Source organism: Ligilactobacillus sp. WC1T17 (assembly GCA_900110005.1).
GTDB lineage: Bacteria > Bacillota > Bacilli > Lactobacillales > Lactobacillaceae > Ligilactobacillus > Ligilactobacillus ruminis_A.
The window spans coordinates 130,429-149,769 of record FOCC01000004.1; the positions used below are offsets into that span (position 1 = coordinate 130,429).

19 protein-coding genes are annotated in these 19,341 nt (G+C 39.1%); all 19 read left to right on the forward strand.

Annotation, left to right across the window (positions count from 1 at the left end; translation table 11 throughout):
- Window positions 1-24: 24 nt before the first annotated feature.
- The 19 genes from mraY to BMX26_RS03910 all read left to right on the forward strand — a co-directional run bounded on the left by mraY (window position 25) and on the right by BMX26_RS03910 (window position 19,341).
- Window positions 25-993 (forward strand): phospho-N-acetylmuramoyl-pentapeptide-transferase, encoded by a 969-nt coding sequence (mraY, locus tag BMX26_RS03820; RefSeq protein ID WP_075530134.1) that lies wholly within the window; start codon window positions 25-27, stop codon window positions 991-993.
- Between the two features lie 14 nt (window positions 994-1,007).
- The gene (gene murD, locus BMX26_RS03825) at window positions 1,008-2,378 is read left to right on the forward strand and encodes a UDP-N-acetylmuramoyl-L-alanine--D-glutamate ligase (RefSeq protein ID WP_075530135.1); all 1,371 of its coding nucleotides are present in this window, start codon (window positions 1,008-1,010) and stop codon (window positions 2,376-2,378) included.
- A complete protein-coding gene (gene murG / locus BMX26_RS03830; RefSeq protein ID WP_075530136.1) occupies window positions 2,379-3,473 on the forward strand; it encodes an undecaprenyldiphospho-muramoylpentapeptide beta-N-acetylglucosaminyltransferase in 1,095 nt (364 codons plus the stop codon).
- A 22-nt stretch (window positions 3,474-3,495) separates the two neighbouring features.
- Window positions 3,496-4,305 carry a cell division protein FtsQ/DivIB gene (locus BMX26_RS03835; protein WP_075530137.1) on the forward strand — a complete coding sequence of 270 codons (810 nt, stop codon included), beginning with the start codon at window positions 3,496-3,498 and terminating at the stop codon, window positions 4,303-4,305.
- A 133-nt stretch (window positions 4,306-4,438) separates the two neighbouring features.
- On the forward strand, window positions 4,439-5,782 hold the full coding sequence (gene ftsA, locus BMX26_RS03840; protein ID WP_075530138.1) for a cell division protein FtsA: 1,344 nt from the start codon (window positions 4,439-4,441) through the stop codon (window positions 5,780-5,782).
- Window positions 5,783-5,802: 20 nt separating this feature from the next.
- Window positions 5,803-7,029 (forward strand): cell division protein FtsZ, encoded by a 1,227-nt coding sequence (gene ftsZ / locus BMX26_RS03845; RefSeq protein ID WP_075530139.1) that lies wholly within the window; start codon window positions 5,803-5,805, stop codon window positions 7,027-7,029.
- A 20-nt stretch (window positions 7,030-7,049) separates the two neighbouring features.
- Entirely contained in the window at window positions 7,050-7,475 is a 426-nt protein-coding gene (locus BMX26_RS03850; protein WP_075530140.1) for a cell division protein SepF, read from the forward strand.
- Window positions 7,476-7,736 carry a YggT family protein gene (locus tag BMX26_RS03855; RefSeq protein ID WP_075530141.1) on the forward strand — a complete coding sequence of 87 codons (261 nt, stop codon included), beginning with the start codon at window positions 7,476-7,478 and terminating at the stop codon, window positions 7,734-7,736.
- Window positions 7,737-7,751: 15 nt separating this feature from the next.
- A complete protein-coding gene (locus BMX26_RS03860; protein ID WP_412771396.1) occupies window positions 7,752-8,537 on the forward strand; it encodes an RNA-binding protein in 786 nt (261 codons plus the stop codon).
- A 19-nt stretch (window positions 8,538-8,556) separates the two neighbouring features.
- Entirely contained in the window at window positions 8,557-9,291 is a 735-nt protein-coding gene (locus BMX26_RS03865) for a DivIVA domain-containing protein (RefSeq protein ID WP_075530142.1), read from the forward strand.
- Between the two features lie 310 nt (window positions 9,292-9,601).
- Window positions 9,602-12,412 (forward strand): isoleucine--tRNA ligase, encoded by a 2,811-nt coding sequence (ileS, locus tag BMX26_RS03870; RefSeq protein ID WP_075530143.1) that lies wholly within the window; start codon window positions 9,602-9,604, stop codon window positions 12,410-12,412.
- Between the two features lie 99 nt (window positions 12,413-12,511).
- Window positions 12,512-13,054, forward strand: a complete 543-nt coding sequence (locus BMX26_RS03875; RefSeq protein WP_075530144.1) for an NUDIX hydrolase — start codon at window positions 12,512-12,514, stop codon at window positions 13,052-13,054.
- A gap of 10 nt (window positions 13,055-13,064) precedes the next feature.
- Complete coding sequence (locus tag BMX26_RS03880; protein ID WP_075530145.1) at window positions 13,065-13,322, forward strand: hypothetical protein; 258 nt, start codon at window positions 13,065-13,067, stop codon at window positions 13,320-13,322.
- A gap of 19 nt (window positions 13,323-13,341) precedes the next feature.
- Window positions 13,342-14,028 carry a 5'-methylthioadenosine/adenosylhomocysteine nucleosidase gene (locus BMX26_RS03885; protein ID WP_075530146.1) on the forward strand — a complete coding sequence of 229 codons (687 nt, stop codon included), beginning with the start codon at window positions 13,342-13,344 and terminating at the stop codon, window positions 14,026-14,028.
- 10 nt (window positions 14,029-14,038) lie between these two features.
- Window positions 14,039-15,196: a cysteine desulfurase family protein gene (locus BMX26_RS03890; RefSeq protein WP_075530147.1), complete on the forward strand. Its 1,158-nt coding sequence runs from the start codon at window positions 14,039-14,041 to the stop codon at window positions 15,194-15,196.
- Window positions 15,196-15,537, forward strand: a complete 342-nt coding sequence (locus BMX26_RS03895; RefSeq protein WP_075530148.1) for a DUF1831 domain-containing protein — start codon at window positions 15,196-15,198, stop codon at window positions 15,535-15,537. The genes BMX26_RS03890 and BMX26_RS03895 overlap by 1 nt, the downstream gene beginning before the upstream one ends.
- A gap of 140 nt (window positions 15,538-15,677) precedes the next feature.
- On the forward strand, window positions 15,678-16,805 hold the full coding sequence (gene mnmA / locus BMX26_RS03900; protein ID WP_075530149.1) for a tRNA 2-thiouridine(34) synthase MnmA: 1,128 nt from the start codon (window positions 15,678-15,680) through the stop codon (window positions 16,803-16,805).
- 262 nt (window positions 16,806-17,067) lie between these two features.
- On the forward strand, window positions 17,068-18,591 hold the full coding sequence (gene yjeM / locus BMX26_RS03905) for a glutamate/gamma-aminobutyrate family transporter YjeM (protein WP_075530150.1): 1,524 nt from the start codon (window positions 17,068-17,070) through the stop codon (window positions 18,589-18,591).
- Window positions 18,592-18,684: 93 nt separating this feature from the next.
- The gene (locus tag BMX26_RS03910; protein ID WP_075530151.1) at window positions 18,685-19,341 is read left to right on the forward strand and encodes a histidine phosphatase family protein; all 657 of its coding nucleotides are present in this window, start codon (window positions 18,685-18,687) and stop codon (window positions 19,339-19,341) included.

A 19,341-nucleotide genomic window follows, 5' to 3' on the forward strand; every position in this document is an offset into this window, starting at 1 on the left:
TTAAGAGGAAGGAAGAACAAAGAAATGAATTTGTTTCCAATATTAGTAAGTACTTTGTCAAGTTTCATCTTGACAGCACTTTTTACACCACTTTTTATCAATTTTGCTCATAAAAAAAATCAAGGGCAAATGATTAGAGAAGATGGGCCGCAATGGCATCAAAAGAAGGCCGGTACGCCAACGATGGGGGGGTTAGTGTTTAATACGGCGATCTTAGTTACCGGTATTTGGGTGCCCTTGTGCTTTAAGGTTATGACCCCGATGGGTGTAGCTTTAGACATTACCATGGTTTTATATGGACTCATCGGTTTTTGGGATGATTCCATTAAGTTATTTAAACGGCAAAATGAAGGCTTTACGCCAGGGCAAAAATTATTCTGCCAGATTGTGGGCGGCTTGATTTTTATCGCATTTTACGCGCATGAACATCTGCCTTTTTCGTTGAGTTTATTTGACTATAACTTAAATGTCGGCCCCATCTTTTTCACCATTTTTGTTATTTTTTGGTTGGTTGGTTTTTCAAATGCAGTTAATTTAACCGATGGACTTGACGGTTTGGTTTCCGGACAGGCCATTATTGCTTTTGGCGCTTTTGGGATTATTGCCTATCACCAACGGCAATTTGACGTTGTGATGTTTTGTTTAGCCGTCATCGGTGCTTTATTAGCCTTTTTAGGCTTTAACCATAAACCAGCTAAAATTTTTATGGGTGACATGGGTTCATTAGCGTTAGGCGGGGCCTTGGCTGCGGTATCTATCGTTGTGCACCATGAATTTTTGCTGCTGCTGATTGGGATTATTTTTGTTTGTGAAACGCTCAGTGTTATCTTGCAGGTTGCTTCGTTTAAACTGACGGGCAAGCGGATTTTCAAGATGAGCCCAATTCATCACCACTTTGAATTGTGCGGCTGGAGCGAATGGAAAATTGACTTGACATTTTGGGCAATCGGTTTGATTGCCGCCATTATTGGCGTATACGCTGTTATTGGATAAGGAAGGTATTTTTGATGAAAGACATTAATGATTATCGTGGAAAAAATGTATTAGTTGTTGGTTTAGGCAAAAGCGGCATCAATGCCGCCTACCTGTTGCACAAATTAGGTGCACAGGTAACAATCAATGATAAAAAAGAATTAACAGATCAAGCGCAGCTGAAGATTTTTGCGGATTTATCAATTAAGTGCGTGACAGGTTCCCACCCTTTGTCGTTGCTTGATCAAGCCGATTTGGTAGTTAAAAATCCAGGGATTCCCTATCATAATGAGTTAATTGCCGAAGCTGTTAAACGGCAAATAAAAATTATTACTGAACCGGAATTAGCTTATGAAATTGCTGAAGCAGAATTTATTGGCGTTACCGGTACCAACGGCAAGACGACCACGACCACAATGATTGCCTTAATGCTGGCACATGCTGCCAAATTTGACCATGCATATACTTGTGGCAATATTGGTATTCCAGCTACTGAAGTGGCACAAAAAGCTACTAAAAAGGATGTCATGGTTACTGAATTATCGAGTTTCCAATTGATGGGAATTGATCAATTAAGACCGCACATTGCTGTTTTAACCAATGTCTATGAAGCTCATATTGATTATCACGGCTCAAGGGCTAATTACCTGGCTGCCAAAAAGCGTCTTTTGATGAATCAAACTGAAAATGATTACTTTGTCGTCAACTATGATGATGCTGAATGGGTTGCTTTGGCCAAAGAAGCCAAGGCTCAAGTTGTGCCTTTTTCACGGCAAGGCAAAGTTGAAACGGGCGCTTATGTTAAAGATGGCGCTATCTACTTCAAACAGGAAAAATTATTGAATGAAGCAGACATTAAAGTTCCTGGCTCCCACAATGTAGAAAATGCCTTAGCAGCGATTGCGGTTGCCAAGATTGAAGGAGTAGCCAATGAAGATATTGTGGAAGTCTTGAAGACTTTTTCAGGGGTTAGACACCGGACGCAATATGTGACAGAATATCAAGGCCGTAAATTTTATAATGATTCAAAAGCAACCAATATTGAAGCAACGCAAAAGGCTTTAGCCGGCTTTAAAGCACCGATTGTTTTGCTGTGCGGCGGGCTGGATCGGGGCTTTACCTTTGAACGTTTAGTGCCATTTTTAAAAGAACATGTTAAAGCCATGGTTGTCTTTGGACAAACTGCTGATTTGTTGGCTGAAGCTGGTAAAGCTGCCGGTATCGAAAAAATTTTAAAAGTAGCAGATTCAACGGCTGCTGTAAAGCCAGCCTTTGAATTTAGCGAACAAGGCGATGTAATTTTGCTGTCACCTGCGTGTGCTAGCTGGGATCAGTGGCCAACGTTTGAAGCCCGCGGGGATGCCTTTGTTGATGAAGTGATGTCACTAACAGGAGGTTCCAAATAAATGCGGTTATTAGTTTCTGGCGGGGGTACCGGTGGACATATTTATCCGGCTCTAGCTTTAATTGAAGCCTTAAAAGCCAAAGATAAGGATGCTGAAATTTTATATGTGGGGACAAATAAAGGACTCGAATCACGCATTGTACCTAATGCTGGGATTAAATTCAAAGCAATTGAGATTCAAGGTTTTAAACGGTCTTTATCCCTCGAAAATTTAAAAACCATTTACCTTTTCTTGAAGAGTGTGCATGAATCAAAGAAAATTATCAAAGAATTCAAACCTGATGTAGTAATTGGCACCGGTGGCTATGTCTGCGGTGCAGTTGTATATGCAGCATCAAGAATGCATATTCCTACAGTTATTCATGAACAAAACAGTATTGCTGGGGTAACAAATAAATTTTTAGCCCATTTTGTTGATAAGATTTGTATTTGTTTTGATAATGTAAAAAAAGATTTCCCACAAAAAGATAAATTGGTTTTTACCGGTAATCCACGGGCCCAACAAGTGGCTGGTATGCAAAAAAGCGGACGCTTAAAGGAATTTGGCTTAGATTCGCAGCAAAAGACCGTTTTGATTTTTGGCGGATCTAGAGGAGCTTTGCATATTAATGAAAGTGCCTTGGCAAGTATCAAGTATTTTAAAGACCAGCCGTGGCAGGTTTTATTTGTGACTGGTCAAGTTCATTATGATAAATTAATGCAGTCTAAAGAAGCGCAAAATTTGCCTAAAAATGTTGTTATTGTACCATATATTAATGACATGCCGTCGATTTTGCCTGAAATTTCGCTTATTGTAGGACGGGCAGGGGCGACAAGTTTAGCTGAAATTACGGCTTTAGGTATTCCGGCTATTTTAATTCCAAGCCCTTATGTCACCCATGACCACCAAACGCATAATGCACAAAGTTTGGTTGATCAAAAAGCAGCTTTAATGATTAAAGAAGCTGATTTAACCGGGGAAAGCCTATTTGAAGCAGTGTCTAGTCTGGAAAATGATGCTCAAAAAATGCAAACGATGGCGCAAAATGCCAAAAAAGCCGGCGTACCAGATGCAGCTGATCGCGTGCTTAAAGTGTTAACAAATTTGGTTAAGTAATTGAAAGGAGGAGCCTAAAAAAATGAATAATAAAAAAAGCTCCTCCAAGTTGACTAAATGGCGTAAAGTTCAAGCACAAAGAAAGAAAACTTCAACCAGTGCACGTTATCATCCGATAGCCCAGGTTCCCCAAACGATGCAATTACAAAAAAAGCGTCTTTTAAGAAAAACGGTTCCTTTGTTACTGTTCTTTTTCATTACAGGTCTAATTTCTTTTTACCTTTCTTCACCGCAAAGCCGCTTGGAACAAGTCAAGGTTACGGGATGTGATTATCAAACCCGCAAAGAAATTATTCAACAAAGCGGACTTAAGTATTACAGCTCAATTCCACTTTTAAAAATTAACGAAGAAAAGCTGATACAAAAATTAAAGCACAAGATTCCCAGCTTAAAAGCAGTTAACTTTAACTTCAAAGGTAATCGTTTAACCATTGAAGTTAAAGAGTATGCGACGATTGCTTATTTCGAAAAAAATAACCAATATTACCGGATTACGCAGTCGGGATTAATGAATCAAACAGGGACTTCAAAAATGACGGGAGTTTATCCGGTGATTATCGGTGATTGCAAAAAAAGTCAGCTTAAGCAGTTAAGCAAGCAGTTAGCTGAGATTGACAGTAAGATTGAAAATTGTATTTCGGAAATTCATTTTACGCCAACCAAAGTTGACCCTGATAAATTGCACTTGTACATGAATGATGGCAATGAAGTTTTGGCACAGATTTCAACTTTGGCTAAAAAAATGAATTATTATCCGCAGTACACGGCTAAAATGAACTTCAAAGGTATCATCGATTTAGAAGTTGGTGCTTATGCTTATCCAAAAAATTAAAAAAACGTGAAGATTAAACTAATAATACTTGACAATTGTCGTGAAAGCTAGCTATATGTGTTTTTTTTATGTTAAAATTATACCATGCGAATAATATAGTATTTTATTAAAATAAATTAAGGGAGGCAAATCGATGGATAATTCTGGTATTTATGTTGGCTTAGACATTGGGACAACGTCAATCAAGGTTGTCATTGCTGAATATATAAAGAATCAGATGAACATCATCGGTTATGGCAATACCCGTTCTGCAGGTCTGAATCGTGGAGTGATTGTTGATATTGATCAAGTCGTTTTGGCAATCAAAAATGCTGTTAAGCAAGCCGAAGAAAAAGCATCACGTTCGATTACCGAAGTTAGTGTTGGAGTTCCAGCTAACTTACTTGCCATCGAACGTTGTAAGGGAATAATTGCTGTTGGAAATGATGACGGTAGTTCCAGAGAAATAACTGATGATGATGTAAGAAAAGTTACAGAAGCTTCATTAGTGCATAATCTGCCACCAGAACGCGCTGTAATTGATATTATTCCAGATGAATTTATTGTCGATGGATTTAATGGGATTAAAGATCCGCGAGGAATGGTTGGCGTTAGAATGGAAATGAATGGCGTCAAATATACCGGACCTAAGACGATTTTGCACAATATCAAAAAATGTGTGCAAAAAGCTGGTTTAAGGGTAAGAGATTTAGTGGTTGCGCCTTTAGCTTTAGCTAATATTGCTTTAAGTGATGGTGAACAGGATTTTGGTGCTATTTTGGTTGACTTAGGCGGTGGTCAAACTACGGCTGCTGTGATTCATGATCATAAGCTAAAGTATACTTATGTTGATCAAGAAGGCGGCAATTTTGTAACACGTGATATCTCTGTTGTTTTAAATACTTCACTGGAAAATGCTGAATTATTAAAGCAAAATTATGGTTTTGCTGACGCAACGATGGCCTCTGATGAAGAACGTTTTCCGGTTAAGGTCGTCGGTAAACAAGAGCCGATGATGATAACGGAAAAACATTTGGCAGAAATTATCGAGGCACGCATGCGGCAAATTTTTGAAAAACTGGCGGCTGATTTAAATCATATTCATGCTTTGAATTTGCCGGGTGGTGTTGTCATAACCGGCGGGTTGGCTTCACTGCCTGGGGTAGCTGAATTAGCAGCTAAAATTTTGGGTGTACATGTTTCAATCTATACCCCGCAAGAGATGAATTTAAGAATTCCGGCTTATTCACAAGTGATTGGAATTGTTGATTACATTACGCGTGAAAGTGAAATTAATCAAATTGTGCGGCACACAGTAGACGGAACTTATCCGACAATCGCTGCAAATAAAGTGGAAACAATGACAAATGAACCACAAATAAATACTAGTACCAGAGAAGATTTTGCTGAAACAGAAGATGACATCGAGCTTAAATCAGGCTGGTTGGCTGGTTTAAAAAAGAAATTAACTGATCTCTTTAATGGTGATGATCAATAGGGCACAATGGAGGATGAAAAATGGATTTTTCAATGGATGATATCACAACAGAAAACGCCAGAATTAAGGTCATCGGTGTCGGTGGGGCTGGTAGCAACGCTGTTAACCGTATGATTGAAGATGACGTCAAAGGCGTTGAATTTATTGTAGCTAACACAGATGTGCAAGCTTTAAAAGGTTCAAGAGCTGAAACAAAAATTCAGTTGGGACCTAAACTGACCAGAGGGTTGGGTGCAGGTTCTAATCCTGATACAGGTAGCAAAGCTGCTCAAGAAAGTGAAGAAGCTATTTCAGAAACTTTAAAAGGGGCCGATATGGTCTTTGTGACTGCCGGAATGGGCGGCGGAACAGGAACTGGTGCAGCCCCAATTATTGCTAAAATTGCTAAAGAACAGGGAGCTTTAACCGTTGGGGTTGTTACGCGTCCATTTTCTTTTGAAGGCCCTAAGCGAGCTAAATTTGCCGCTGAAGGCTTAGCTCAATTAAAAGCTCAGGTTGATACTTTAGTGGTGATTGCCAACAATCGCTTATTAGAAATTGTTGACAAGAAAACTCCGATTCTTGAAGCTTTCAAGGAAGCTGATAATGTCTTGCGTCAAGGTGTGCAAGGTATTTCTGATTTAATTACATCACCTGGTGTGGTTAATTTGGACTTTGCCGATGTCAAAACCGTTATGCAAAATCAAGGTGCTGCTTTGATGGGCATTGGGTCAGCTACTGGCGAAAATGCTGCTGCTGAAGCAACAAAACAAGCGATTTCTTCTCCATTGCTTGAAGTTTCAATTGATGGCGCTGAAAATGTTTTGTTAAATGTTACTGGTGGCTTAAATCTTTCCTTGGTAGCCGCTGAAGAAGCATCAAATATTGTTTCTCAAGCAGCTAATAAGAACCCGAATATCATCTTTGGGACTTCAATTAATCCTGATTTGGAAGATGAAGTAATTGTAACAGTGGTAGCTACCGGCATTGATAGCAAAAAAACGGAAGCACCTGCTCAAAAAAAAGCTCGTCCGAGTGCTAATGATGTTAAAACAAGTGTTAGCCCAGTTCAGACGCGTAAAGCAGATTCTTTGAGCGATTGGGATATTACCCGTGAAATCAACGGAACCAAAAATACAGCGCGCGAGACAGAGTTTGAAAATGTCGAAAAGACTGAATTCAATGTTTTCGGCTCAAATTCTTCCTTTGGTGATGATGATAATGACGATTTGAGTACACCGCCATTTTTAAATCACCGCGGTAACTAAGAGATAAAAGGAGTTTAAAAATGGCGTTTAACTTTTTGAATGAACTTATTCATCCTACCGACGACGAATATGAAGATTATGATGACTATGAAACTTCAAAGCCTACGCCAGAAGTAGCACCAGAAAATAACAAAAAAGTCATGTCTTTAGTTAACCATGCCTCTGAAAAGAAGATTATGCTGTTTGAACCGCGGATTTTTTCCGATGTTAAGGGTATTTCACAGCGGTTATTGAATGGTCAGGCTGCAGTAGTTAATTTTCAAAGAATCGATGATGCACAAGCACATCGTGTGATTGATTTTTTATCAGGGGTGACTTTTGCGATTAATGGCAAAATCAGCCGTGTAGGTGAAAAAATTTTCTTATGTACACCAGAAGATTTTGTGGTGGAAGGCGATTTAACTGATATGAGAAAAGAAGACGGCTTTGAAATGCGAGGTGTTTAATTGCTCACTTTAATTGTTGCAGATTTATTTAGAATTTATGGTTTGCTGATTGTGGTTTATTGCTTTTTATCGTGGTTTCCCAATGCCCAAAATAGCAAATTTGGCTATTACATTAGCCGCATTTGCGAACCATATTTGAGTTTGTTTGACTTTATTCCGCCAATTGCAGGCATTAGTTTTTCGCCGATTATAGCCTTAATAGTGCTTGATTTTGTGGAACGCGGCCTGCTTTTATTGATGGGAATATTAGGTATTTACTAGGATTTGGTGGTTAAGTTGAAGGAAGGAATTTATCAGCACTTTAGGCCGGAAGAAGCCAGCATGATTGACAGCTTGTGGGATTTAGCAGGGCGTGCGCAAGATGAGTATCGACCGATTTTGACGCATTTTTTAAATCCTAGGCAGCAATATCTTGCTAAAGTAGTTGCTGATACGATTGAAGTTAAGCTGGCTTTTGCAGGTGGCTTAGATGCTAGTGAACGCAAACGGGCTTTATTTTATCCTGAATATTATCAACCAGAAGATTCTGATTTTTCATTGGCTCTTTTGGAAATTAAGTATCCAGTTAAATTTGCCCAGCTGCAGCATGGCCGAGTTTTAGGTACTTTAGCCAATTGCGGGTTAGACCGCGAAGTTTTAGGCGATATTCTGACAGATGGAGTGCGGTTCCAGGTTGTCTGTGAACAAGAAATTGCTACCTATTTGGAAAATAATATTGACCGGATTGGCAAAATAAAAGTCCGTTTAGTAGAGCTGGCTTTAACTGAAATTATTAATCTTTTAACCGAGTGGGAACAGACCACCTTAATTTTAGCATCAAAGCGGTGTGACACCGTGATTGCAGCGGCGTATAATTTGTCGCGCAAACATGTCAAAGATTTATTGGCAGCTGATAAGGTTAACCTGAATTGGGTATTGCAAAATAAAGCTGACTTAGAAATTGGGTTACATGATATTATTTCAGTGCGTGGTTATGGGCGAATCCGGTTGGATGAATTAACAGGCATTTCAAAAAAAGGCAAGTTAATCGCACAGGTTTCAGTGCTGAGAAAAACACGATAATTTTGGAGGTGACGGGGAAATGGCATTGACCCCTTTAGATATTCATAATAAAGAATTTGATGTAAGGCTGCGCGGGTATGACAAAGATGAAGTTAATGATTTTTTGGATCAAATTATTAAGGATTATGAAGCAGCTTTAAAAGAAAATGAGCGCTTAAGTGAAGATTTGAAACAAAGTCAAGAGAAGTTGAAATACTTTAATGATTTGAAAGATTCTTTGAATCAATCAATTATTGTGGCCCAAGAAGCAGCCGATAAAGTCAAGGCTAATTCCCAACGTGAAGCCGAAATTATCAACCATGAAGCCCAAAAGCAAGGCCAGGATATCATCGACCAGGCAAATGATAAAGCGCGCCATATCATTGAGGAAGCTTCAAACAAAGCTAAAAAATTAGCGGTTGAGACTGATGATTTGCGGAAGCAAGCCCGTATCTTCAGACAAAAATTGCAGGTTATGATGGAATCACAATTAGAAGTTGTCAAAGGCAGCGAATGGGATGAAATTTTGCGGCAAGGGGATACAACCAGCTACGAAGAGATTCAAGAAGCTATTCGGCGTGACGAAGAACTTGACAAAGAGACCGCTAAAGAAGTAAAATCATTCTCAAACGATGGTGAAGATTTCTATCAAGATGAACCAGTACTTGAAAGTGCTGATTCCGCAGAAACAGACACCGTTGTCATTTTCCCAGAATCTGATGATGAACTTGGCGGCCAGCATTTTGCTGATGATGAAGCCGATAGCCGCTTATAATTAATAAATGTGCGAGAACACGAATATATTTGGACGATAGCAGCGAGTTGACGATGGGTGCAAGGTCAATAATTTGAAGAATATATTTATCATCTCGTTGGTTGTTAAACTGAAGTAAGTAAGTAAGTTTAATCGGGTGGTACCGTTATCTACTGTAAAGTTAGACTTTTTAGTCTTGAATTTGGGTGGTACCACGAAAATCTCGTCCCTTACTGGACGGGATTTTTTTATTTTGCTGCAAATTCGTGATTAGATTGTGGAAAAAAGATACTTTTAAGAAAGGATGCTGCCAAAAGCAGCAGGGTGCAAGATGAGAGTTAAAGACACTTTAAACTTGGGCAAGACCAAGTTCCCAATGCGGGGCAATCTTCCTGTGCGTGAAGCCGAGCGCCAAAACATTTGGGAAGAAAATAAAATTTATGAACGCCGTCAAAAATTAAATGAAGGAAAACCAACCTTTATTTTGCATGATGGCCCTCCATATGCTAATGGTAATATTCATATGGGTCATGCTATGAACAAAATTTCCAAGGATATTATTGTTCGTTCTAAATCGATGATGGGCTTTAGAGCTCCTTATGTGCCTGGTTGGGATACACATGGTCTTCCAATCGAACAACAACTTAAAAAAGCTGGTGTCGACCGGAAAACCTTGACAGTAGCTGATTTTAGAGAAAAATGCCGTGAATATGCCCTAAAGCAAGTCGCAGGCCAAAAAGCTGATTTCAAGCGTTTGGGTGTTAGTGGTGAATGGGATAACCCTTATTTGACTTTAAAACCTGAATTTGAAGCAGCTCAAATCCGTATCTTTGGCAAAATGGCAGCCAAAGGTTTGATTTACAAGGGTTTACGTCCAGTATACTGGTCATGGTCATCTGAATCAGCCTTGGCTGAAGCTGAAGTTGAATATCATGATGTTGTTTCACCATCTGCTTTTTATGGGGTTCAAGTCAAAGATGGCAAGGGAATCTTAGATAATGATACTTATTTAGTTGTGTGGACGACAACGCCATGGACCATTCCAGCTTCTGAAGGGGTAACAATTGATGCTAAGTTTGATTATGCTGTGGTACAACCTGAAGGGGAAATCCGTAAATTTGTTTTGGCAGCTGAATTAGTTGATAAGAATGCTGAACTCTTCGGTTGGAAGAATGTTAAATTTTTAAAGACCGTTAAGGGTGAAGAATTAGAAAATGTTACAGCTTACCATCCTTTCCATGATGATGAAACTTATGCAGACCGTGAATTGCTCACGATGTTGGGTGACTTTGTTACTTTAGATGCCGGTACTGGTTTAGTTCATACGGCACCAGGTTATGGTGACGATGACTACAAGGTCGGCATGAAATATGGTTTGCCTGTTTTTGCACCGGTCAACAATCAAGGTTATTTGACTGAAGAATGCGGAGCTGATTTTGCAGGCGTCTTTTATGACGATGCCAATGCGGTTGCTTTGCGGAAATTAGCTGATGCTAATGTCTTGCTTAAGCAAATGGACTATGAACACAGCTACCCATTTGACTGGCGGACAAAGAAGCCGATCATTTTCCGGGCAACGCCACAATGGTTTGCTTCAGTTGATAAGATTAGAAGCCAAATCTTAGATGCCATCGAAGACGTTAAGTTTATGCCTGATTGGGGCAAGGTACGTTTACACAACATGATTCGTGACCGTGGCGATTGGGTTATCTCACGTCAACGTGTTTGGGGTGTTCCATTGCCAATCTTCTATGCTGAAGACGGTACAGCTATTATGGAACCTGAAACGATCGAACATGTCGCTCAATTAATTGAAAAATACGGCTCCAACGTTTGGTTCCAAAGAGAAGCTAAAGACTTATTACCAGCAGGATATACCAATGAACATTCACCAAATGGCGAATTTACCAAGGAAACTGATATTATGGATGTTTGGTTTGATTCAGGTTCTTCGCATCAAGGTGTATTAGCACAGCGTGATTATTTAACTTATCCAGCTGACTTATACTTGGAAGGTTCTGACCAATACCGTGGCTGGTTTAACTCAAGTTTGATTACCAGTGTAGCTGTTTCTGGCAAGGCTCCTTATAAACAAATTGTATCACAAGGCTTTACTTTGGATAGCAAAGGCCGCAAGATGAGTAAATCTTTAGGCAATACAATTGTTCCAAGTGAAGTTATCAAAAAAATGGGTGCAGAAATCATCCGTTTGTGGGTCTTGAGTGTGGATACTTCAGCTGACGTGCGGGTTTCAATGGAGAGCTTCAACCAAATCTCAGAAAGCTACCGTAAGTTTAGAAATACGATGCGGTTTATGTTAGCTAACACAACTGATTTTGAACCAAATGAAAATACAGTTGCTTTTGCTGATTTGGAAGCTTGCGATAAATACATGGAAGTTATGGTTAATAAGTTTACCAAAGATATTTTGGATGATTATGCTAACTACAACTTCATGGACATTTACAAGAAGTTAATTAATTTCTTGACGACAGATTTATCAGCCTTTTACTTGGATGTGGCTAAGGATGTTGTTTACATTGAAGCAGCTGATTCACATAAGCGTCGCTCAATGCAAACTGTTTTGTATGATATTTTGGTTCGCTTAACAAAATTGATGACACCGGTCTTGCCACATACAACTGAAGAAATTTGGGAATATTTGAAAGAACCTGAAGACTTTGTCCAATTAGCTGAAATGCCAGCAGTTAACCATTATGATGGTGAAGTTGAATTATTGGAAAATTGGCAAGACTTTATGAAAGTTCGTTCAGATGTCTTCAAGTCACTTGAAAATGCACGTAATGAAAAATTAATTGGTAAATCATTTGAAGCACATGTTTCCTTATATGTTTCAGCTGATGTTAAAGCTAAACTTGATAAGTTAGCTGCTAATATCCGCCAATTAATGATTGTTTCGGCTTTAGATATTGCAGATTTAGCTGATGCACCTGAAAATGCTGATAGCTATGATGAAATTAAAGTTTTGGTTGAACATGCTCAGGGGGAAGTTTGTCCACGTTGCCGTCGGACAACACCAACAGTTGGCTCTGACGAAGCGTTACCACAACTTTGTGCCGATTGTGCTAAGATTGTTCGCGAAAATTATCCTGAAGCTTTAACAGAAGGTTTGGAAAAATAAGATTAAAAGAGCTGGGGCAACTCGGCTCTTTTTTTGCCCAATTGTCGCAGAGATGATATGATATAAATGGAATTTTACTCATGATGGGAGTGTTTTGTTTTGGATTTTGAAGAAAAAGTACAAAGTGTGGAAAATATTTTTGATGGCAAAGTTATCAAAGTTGATAAAGAAACGGTTGCTTTACCAAATGGCAAAAAAGCTTACCGGGAAATTGTCCACCACCACGGTGCGGTAGCCTTAATTCCAATTACTGATGACAATAAAATTGTCTTAATTAAGCAATGGCGGGCACCCTTAAGACAAGTTACTTTAGAAATTCCGGCCGGCAAGATGGAGCCTAATGAATATGATGATCCTAAAAAGACTGCTATTCGTGAATTAAATGAAGAGACAAGATATCAAGCGCAAAATGTTGAGCTAGTCACGCCGTTTTTCACCTCGCCTGGGTTTGCAGATGAAAAAATTTACCTCTACCATGCTTCAGGGTTGAAATCGGTCAGCGATCCCTTGCCACAAGATGATGATGAATTTTTAGAATTAGTTGAATTGACTTTGCCGGAAGCCTTTAAGCAAATGCAGGCAGGGGTCATCTGTGATAGTAAAACTATTATGGGACTGCTTTTTTGGCAATTAATGCAATAGGATGATTTAAATGAATAAAGATGATGAACGTGAATTTTTTGACCAGGAAGAACAGCCTTTAAGAAGACGGCGCCCGCGTAAAAAAAACCGGTTCTTTTTTGCATCTCGGCCTAAAGAAGTGGCAGATGAGCCGGAAACGTTGCACAGAACAAGATCAGCTGACGATTTTAAAGTTCAGCGTCTGAAAAAAAGACTTAATCGAGCTATCATCGTTTTAATAGCAGCGATTATCTTGGTTTATCTATTTATGCGTTTTGTTAATTTTTAAATACGAAAGGAAGTTAGATATGCGTTACGGTATTATTTGTGCCATGGATGAAGAAATCAAAGAATTAGTGGCTAATTTAGACAAGCGTGAAGATAAAGAAATCAAAGGCTTGCTTTTTTACACCGGCCAAATCAAAGGGCAAGATGTGGTCTTAGTTCGATGCGGAATTGGCAAGGTTCAGTCAGCTATTACCACTGCTTTATTGATTGTAGAATTTAAAGTTGATTGTGTTATCAATTCCGGCTCTGCCGGCGGGATTGGTCAAGGGTTGCATGTAGGTGATGTGGTGTTGTCAACCGGAGCAGCTTACCATGATGCTGATGGAACGGCTTTTGGCTATGAACCAGGGCAGCTGCCGGGCCAGCCAAGAATTTTTACAGCAGATGAAAAATTGTTGAAAGCTTTGAAAAAAGCCGCTGAAAAGACTGGATTGCATGTTAAAGAAGGCCTGATTGTGACGGGGGATCAATTTGTTTCATCTAAGGAAAAGATTGCTCAGATTAAGGCAATTTATCCAGAAGCTTTATGCTGTGAAATGGAAGGGGCTTCGATTGCTCAAGCTGCAGTGCAATTTAAGACACCTTTTGTAATTGTCAGAGCAATGTCTGATATAGGAGATGAAGAAGCCTCGCAATCATTTGATGAATTTATTATCGATGCTGGCAAGCGCTCAGCTCAGATGATTTTAGCTTTATTGGAAGCTTAGGAGGATTTTTGTGGAAAATATTTATGTAGATAACGCTGGGACAACGCCAATGGCCAGTGAAGTTATTGATGTTATGGATGAAATGATGAAAAATGTGTTCGGCAATGCTTCGGCTGTTAATGCCTTTGGCCGCAAAGCACGTCAAGTTTTGGACAATAGCCGCCATATCATTGCTCAATCCATTAATGCTCAAAACGACAATGAAATTATTTTTACTAGTGGCGGAACGGAAAGTGATAATACTGCCATCATTAAAACAGCTTTAAAACGCCAAAAGCAAGGACGGCATTTAATCACAACTGCGATTGAACATGAGGCGGTTTTAAAGCCCATGGAGTATTTAGAGAGCCTAGGCTTTGAAGTGACCTATTTACCAGTTGATCAAAATGGGCTCATTTCTTTAAATGATTTAAAAGCCGCTTTAAGAGAGGATACCATTTTGGTCTCGGTTATGTCCGGCAATAATGAAGTGGGAAGCCATCAGCCTATTCACGAAATTGGTGAAATTGTGGCTGAATCTAATGCTTGGTTCCATACCGATTCTGTTCAAGCCTATGGCATTTTGGATGTCGATGTGCAAAAAGACCACATTGATCTTTTATCAACATCAGCCCATAAATTAAATGGTCCCAAATTTTTAGGATTCTTATATGAAAGAAATGGACTGAATTTAGGACCTTACCTGCGCGGAGGCGATCAAGAGCTTAAGCGTAGAGCGGGAACTGAAAATATTCCCGCAATTGCCGGTTTTGCCAAGGCGGTTGAAATTGCACAAGCGCATAAGCACGAATGGCAAAAACAAGATATGACTTTGAAATTGCATTTACTTGCCGGTTTAAAAGAAGCTGGGATTGATTTTGAAGTTAACGGTAAATGCAATGAAGACGAATTACCGCAAATCGTTAACATTTGGTTCAAAGGCTGCCCTAACGATGCTTTACTAACGAATCTTGATTTGAGCGGGATTGCTGCAGCAGCCGGTTCGGCCTGCACGGCAGGTTCCTTAGAGCCGTCACATGTTTTATTAGCCATGTATGGAGATAGCCCACGGGTGCATGAATCATTGCGTTTTAGCTTTGGCAGGTATAATACGGAAGCTGAAATAAAAAAGGTCGTTGAAGTAACAGCTAAAGCGGTCAAAAGATTGAAAGAAAAGGCGGGAAGATAATGGCTTATTTGACAACAGCAAAAATTACCGGGGATACACGGACTTTTAAATTAACTAGTGATGTGAAAAAATATGCGCTGCGTGATACAGGTTTTATGGAATCAAAGGGCGGCAAATTTACTTTAGAACGCTCCTTAGATCCCAATTCACCGTTTAATCAAGGCTTTAAGTTTAAGATGACGGTCAATCCTGATTTAGCACATTTTAAAATGGTCACAACTACAGCCAATGGCATCAAAGAAGTTAATATTTTTAAGGGCAACGATGCTGCTGAACATATTGAACAATTGAATTTCATTTTAAATGATTTAAAAGATCACCAAATTATTGAAGAGATGTAAGTAAAATCAGCCGGAAGAAACACCCGGCTGATTTTATTTTTTTGCTTATTTGACCGGCATTTGCTATAATTGTAAGCACTGAGTAAAACAACCTTCAAATTGTTAATTCAGAATTTTAAAAATGATGGTGAGGTTTTATTATGACAGATAACAGCAATATCCGTGTTGTGGTCGGCATGAGCGGGGGCGTTGATTCGTCTGTGTGTGCTTATCTATTGAAGCAGCAAGGATACGACGTTGTCGGAGTTTTTATGAAAAACTGGGACGACACAAATGATAGCGGGGTTTGTACCGTTACAGAAGACTATCAAGACGTGGCTAAAGTAGCTAATGAGATTGGTATTCCTTATTATTCGGTCAATTTCGAAAAAGAATATTGGGATCGGGTTTTCACATACTTTTTAGATGAATATAAAAATGGGCGCACCCCTAACCCGGATGTAATGTGCAATAAGGAAGTTAAATTTAAAGCTTTCTTAGATTATGCAATGGAACTCGATGCTGACTATATTGCCATGGGTCATTATGCCCAAGTAAAGCGGGATGAAAATGGCCAAGTACATTTGCTGCGGGGGGCTGATAACAACAAAGACCAAACTTATTTCTTAAGCCAATTGTCAGCCGAGCAATTAGATAAAGTGATGTTTCCTATCGGTGGGATGCAAAAGTCTCAAGTTAGAGAAATCGCTAAAAAAGCCGGCTTAGCAACTGCTGAAAAGAAAGATTCAACGGGAATTTGTTTTATTGGCGAAAGGAATTTTAGTCAGTTTTTAAGTGAATTTTTACCGGCTAAGCCTGGCAAAATGATGACTTTCGATGGTGAAGTCAAAGGTGAACACTATGGCTTGATGAACTACACGATTGGGCAAAGAAAAGGTCTTGGCATCGGTGGTGACGGTAAGTCTAATGATCCATGGTTTGTGGTTGGTAAAGATTTAAAGACTAATACTTTATATGTTGGTCAAGGATACGAAAATGAGCATCTTTATGCAACAAGTTTAGATGCAACTAAATTGAGTTTTGTTGCTCCAATTGAAGACCGAGGACAAGAATTTCATTGTACGGCTAAATTCCGCTACCGTCAAAAAGATTCTGGCGTAACTGTTAAATTTAATGAGGCGCGTGACAAGGTTGAAGTTATTTTTGATGAACCGGTACGTGCCATTACGCCTGGTCAAGAAGTGGTCTTTTATGATGGTGCTGAATGCTTAGGCAGTGGGACAATCGACCATGCTTACCAAAACGACCGCGTATTACAATATGTCTAAAAAAAAGAGCCTAATAATTAGGCTCTTTTTTTTGAATAAAGATAAATATTTAATGAAGATACGTAAAAGCTAAATTAAAACGCTTTATTCATAAAAGTAGACTTTTAAAAGTAAAAATTAGGTCTTAAATGAGAATTAAGGGGGAAATGATACGACTATTTATGCAAGCTAAAAGCTTAATTAAAGGGTGTTTTGTGAATTTTAATGTACAAATGCTAAAATATTATTTGTATTTATTATGACAAAAATGAGGTTTTAGCTTATGAAAAAAGAAAAAATTAAGACAGCGGGCTTAGTTATGACGATTTTGTCAACCATTTTTGGTTTTGCTAATGCGCCGGTGGCCTTTGACCAAATGGGTTATGCAAGTATTGCCTGGTATATTTTAGCAGCCATTTTATTCTTTTTACCAGTATCATTGATGATAGCTGAATATGGGGCTACTTTTAAGGAAGCTAAAGGCGGGATTTATTCTTGGTTAGCAGGCTCAATTGGTGAAAAATGGGCTTTTATCGGGACTTTTATCTGGTTGGCTTCTTGGTTTGTATGGTTGTTGTCAACATCTTCTAAGGTTTGGATTCCATTTTCAACCATTTTTGCGGGGCATGATGCTACTCAAGTATGGCATTTCTTTAGCTTGACATCGACCCAAACAATTGGTTTGTTGGCAATTGCTTGGATTATCGCAGTTACTTATTTCTCCAGCCGGGGAATGGATGCCGTAGCGAAGGTTTCAGCGGTTGGCGGTGTCTTTGTTATTTCGCTGGATATTATCTTTATTTTAGCCAGCTTAGCAACGTTATTTTTGAATCATGGCCAAATGGAACAAACAGTTACGATGCATGCTTTAACCCATTCACCTAACCCAAGTTTTTCTTCACCGCTTGCGGTTATGTCTTTTGTGGTTTATGCCGTATTTGCATATGCCGGCATTGAATCAATCGGTGGGATGATGGATGATATTGATCAGCCCGAAAAGACTTTCCCAAAGGGTTTATTGGTTGCCACATTCTTAGTTACTTTAAGTTATGCTTTGATGATTTTCTTGTGGGGGATTAGTACTAACTGGAGTGAAGTTTTAGGTAAGAGCAATGTTAACCTGGGAAATATTACCTACGTTATGATGCATAATCTTGGCTTCCAATTAGGCAAAGCCATGGGACTTTCGGCTAATACTTCTTTGGCAATTGGTGCTTGGCTCACAAGATACACCGGCTTAGGCATGTTTATCAGTTATGTTGGGGCTTTCTTTGTTTTGATTTCTTCACCACTTAAGGCTTTTGTTTTAGGGGCTGATCCACGTTTGCTTCCTAAGAAGATGACGGAAGTTAACAAAAATGGTGTACCCGAAAATGCAATGTGGATGCAAGCAGCTGTTGTTTGTGTCATCATCTTTTTGGTATCCTTTGGTGGCAGTGCTGCACAAAAATTCTATGTAATTTTGACTAACATGTCCAATGTTTCGACGACGGTTCCTTATCTCTTCTTGGTGGGAGCTTTCCCATTCTTCAAGAAGCGTCAAGATATTAAGCGGCCGTTTGTTGCATTTAAAAACCAAACATTTATGAATGTGATTGTAACGATAGTCATGGTTATTTTAATTGGCGGGATTGCGATGACTTGCTTGCAACCAATTTTAGATCATGATTATGCAACGGCATTTTGGACGATTATCGGTCCAATCTTCTTTGGTGTAGTTGCTTTACTCTTCTATAACCATCAAAATAAGCGATTGGATACAGTTAAAAGCAATATTAAAAAAGCTAAATTGAATACCCAAAATTAAAAAAAGAGCCGGCTTTAAGCCGGTTTTTTTATTATTTTAAACTGAAGGCAATTTGTGAGATAATAAAAGTAAAATGTAAAAAGGACCGATTAAATGACAAAGATATATTTTGTTCGCCACGGTAAAACAGAATGGAACCTTGAAGGCCGGTATCAAGGGGCACATGGCGATTCGCCTTTGCTTAAGCAAAGCTATTTGGAAATTGCATTATTAGCTGAGCATTTAAAAGATGTTGACTTTGCTAAAGCCTATGCAAGCCCGATTAAAAGAGCACGTGTGACGGCGCAAAAACTAGTTATGCTGTTAGAAAAGCCGGTCAAATTAGAAGAAAATCAAGCTTTTCAAGAATTCAATTTGGGTCAGATGGAAGGTATGAAAGTTAGTGATGCTAAGGCCAAATTTCCGCAAGCATTAGCGGCTTTTAAAAATCACCCTGACCAATATGATGGTCACAAAATTGGGGGCGAGAATTATCAAGATGTAATTGACAGAATGACACCCGAAATTAAAAAAATTTGTCAACGCTACCCTCAAGAAAATATTTTATTGGTCAGTCACGGAGCGGCTTTATGTGCCGAAATTAGACATTTAATGGGTGTCCCTTTAGCAGATCTTAGAGCTAAAGGCGGTTTGGCCAATACCAGCACAACTATTTTGGAAAGCACTGACCTGGGTGAAACCTTCAAGTGTTTAGCTTGGAACCAAACAGATTACCTCAAAAAAAAGCTTGATCCAACTGATATTGTATAG

Bases quoted from the DNA above. Each gene is read 5' to 3' on its own strand.
- ftsZ (WP_075530139.1), top strand. From the start codon at position 5,803: ATGGATTTTTCAATGGATGATATCACAACAGAAAACGCCAGAATTAAG.
- murG (WP_075530136.1), top strand. From the start codon at position 2,379: ATGCGGTTATTAGTTTCTGGCGGGGGTACCGGTGGACATATTTATCCG.
- mnmA (WP_075530149.1), top strand. From the start codon at position 15,678: ATGACAGATAACAGCAATATCCGTGTTGTGGTCGGCATGAGCGGGGGC.
- mraY (WP_075530134.1), top strand. From the start codon at position 25: ATGAATTTGTTTCCAATATTAGTAAGTACTTTGTCAAGTTTCATCTTG.
- BMX26_RS03910 (WP_075530151.1), top strand. From the start codon at position 18,685: ATGACAAAGATATATTTTGTTCGCCACGGTAAAACAGAATGGAACCTT.
- BMX26_RS03865 (WP_075530142.1), top strand. From the start codon at position 8,557: ATGGCATTGACCCCTTTAGATATTCATAATAAAGAATTTGATGTAAGG.
- BMX26_RS03885 (WP_075530146.1), top strand. From the start codon at position 13,342: ATGCGTTACGGTATTATTTGTGCCATGGATGAAGAAATCAAAGAATTA.
- ileS (WP_075530143.1), top strand. From the start codon at position 9,602: ATGAGAGTTAAAGACACTTTAAACTTGGGCAAGACCAAGTTCCCAATG.
- BMX26_RS03880 (WP_075530145.1), top strand. From the start codon at position 13,065: ATGAATAAAGATGATGAACGTGAATTTTTTGACCAGGAAGAACAGCCT.
- BMX26_RS03835 (WP_075530137.1), top strand. From the start codon at position 3,496: ATGAATAATAAAAAAAGCTCCTCCAAGTTGACTAAATGGCGTAAAGTT.
- yjeM (WP_075530150.1), top strand. From the start codon at position 17,068: ATGAAAAAAGAAAAAATTAAGACAGCGGGCTTAGTTATGACGATTTTG.
- murD (WP_075530135.1), top strand. From the start codon at position 1,008: ATGAAAGACATTAATGATTATCGTGGAAAAAATGTATTAGTTGTTGGT.
- BMX26_RS03850 (WP_075530140.1), top strand. From the start codon at position 7,050: ATGGCGTTTAACTTTTTGAATGAACTTATTCATCCTACCGACGACGAA.
- BMX26_RS03895 (WP_075530148.1), top strand. From the start codon at position 15,196: ATGGCTTATTTGACAACAGCAAAAATTACCGGGGATACACGGACTTTT.
- ftsA (WP_075530138.1), top strand. From the start codon at position 4,439: ATGGATAATTCTGGTATTTATGTTGGCTTAGACATTGGGACAACGTCA.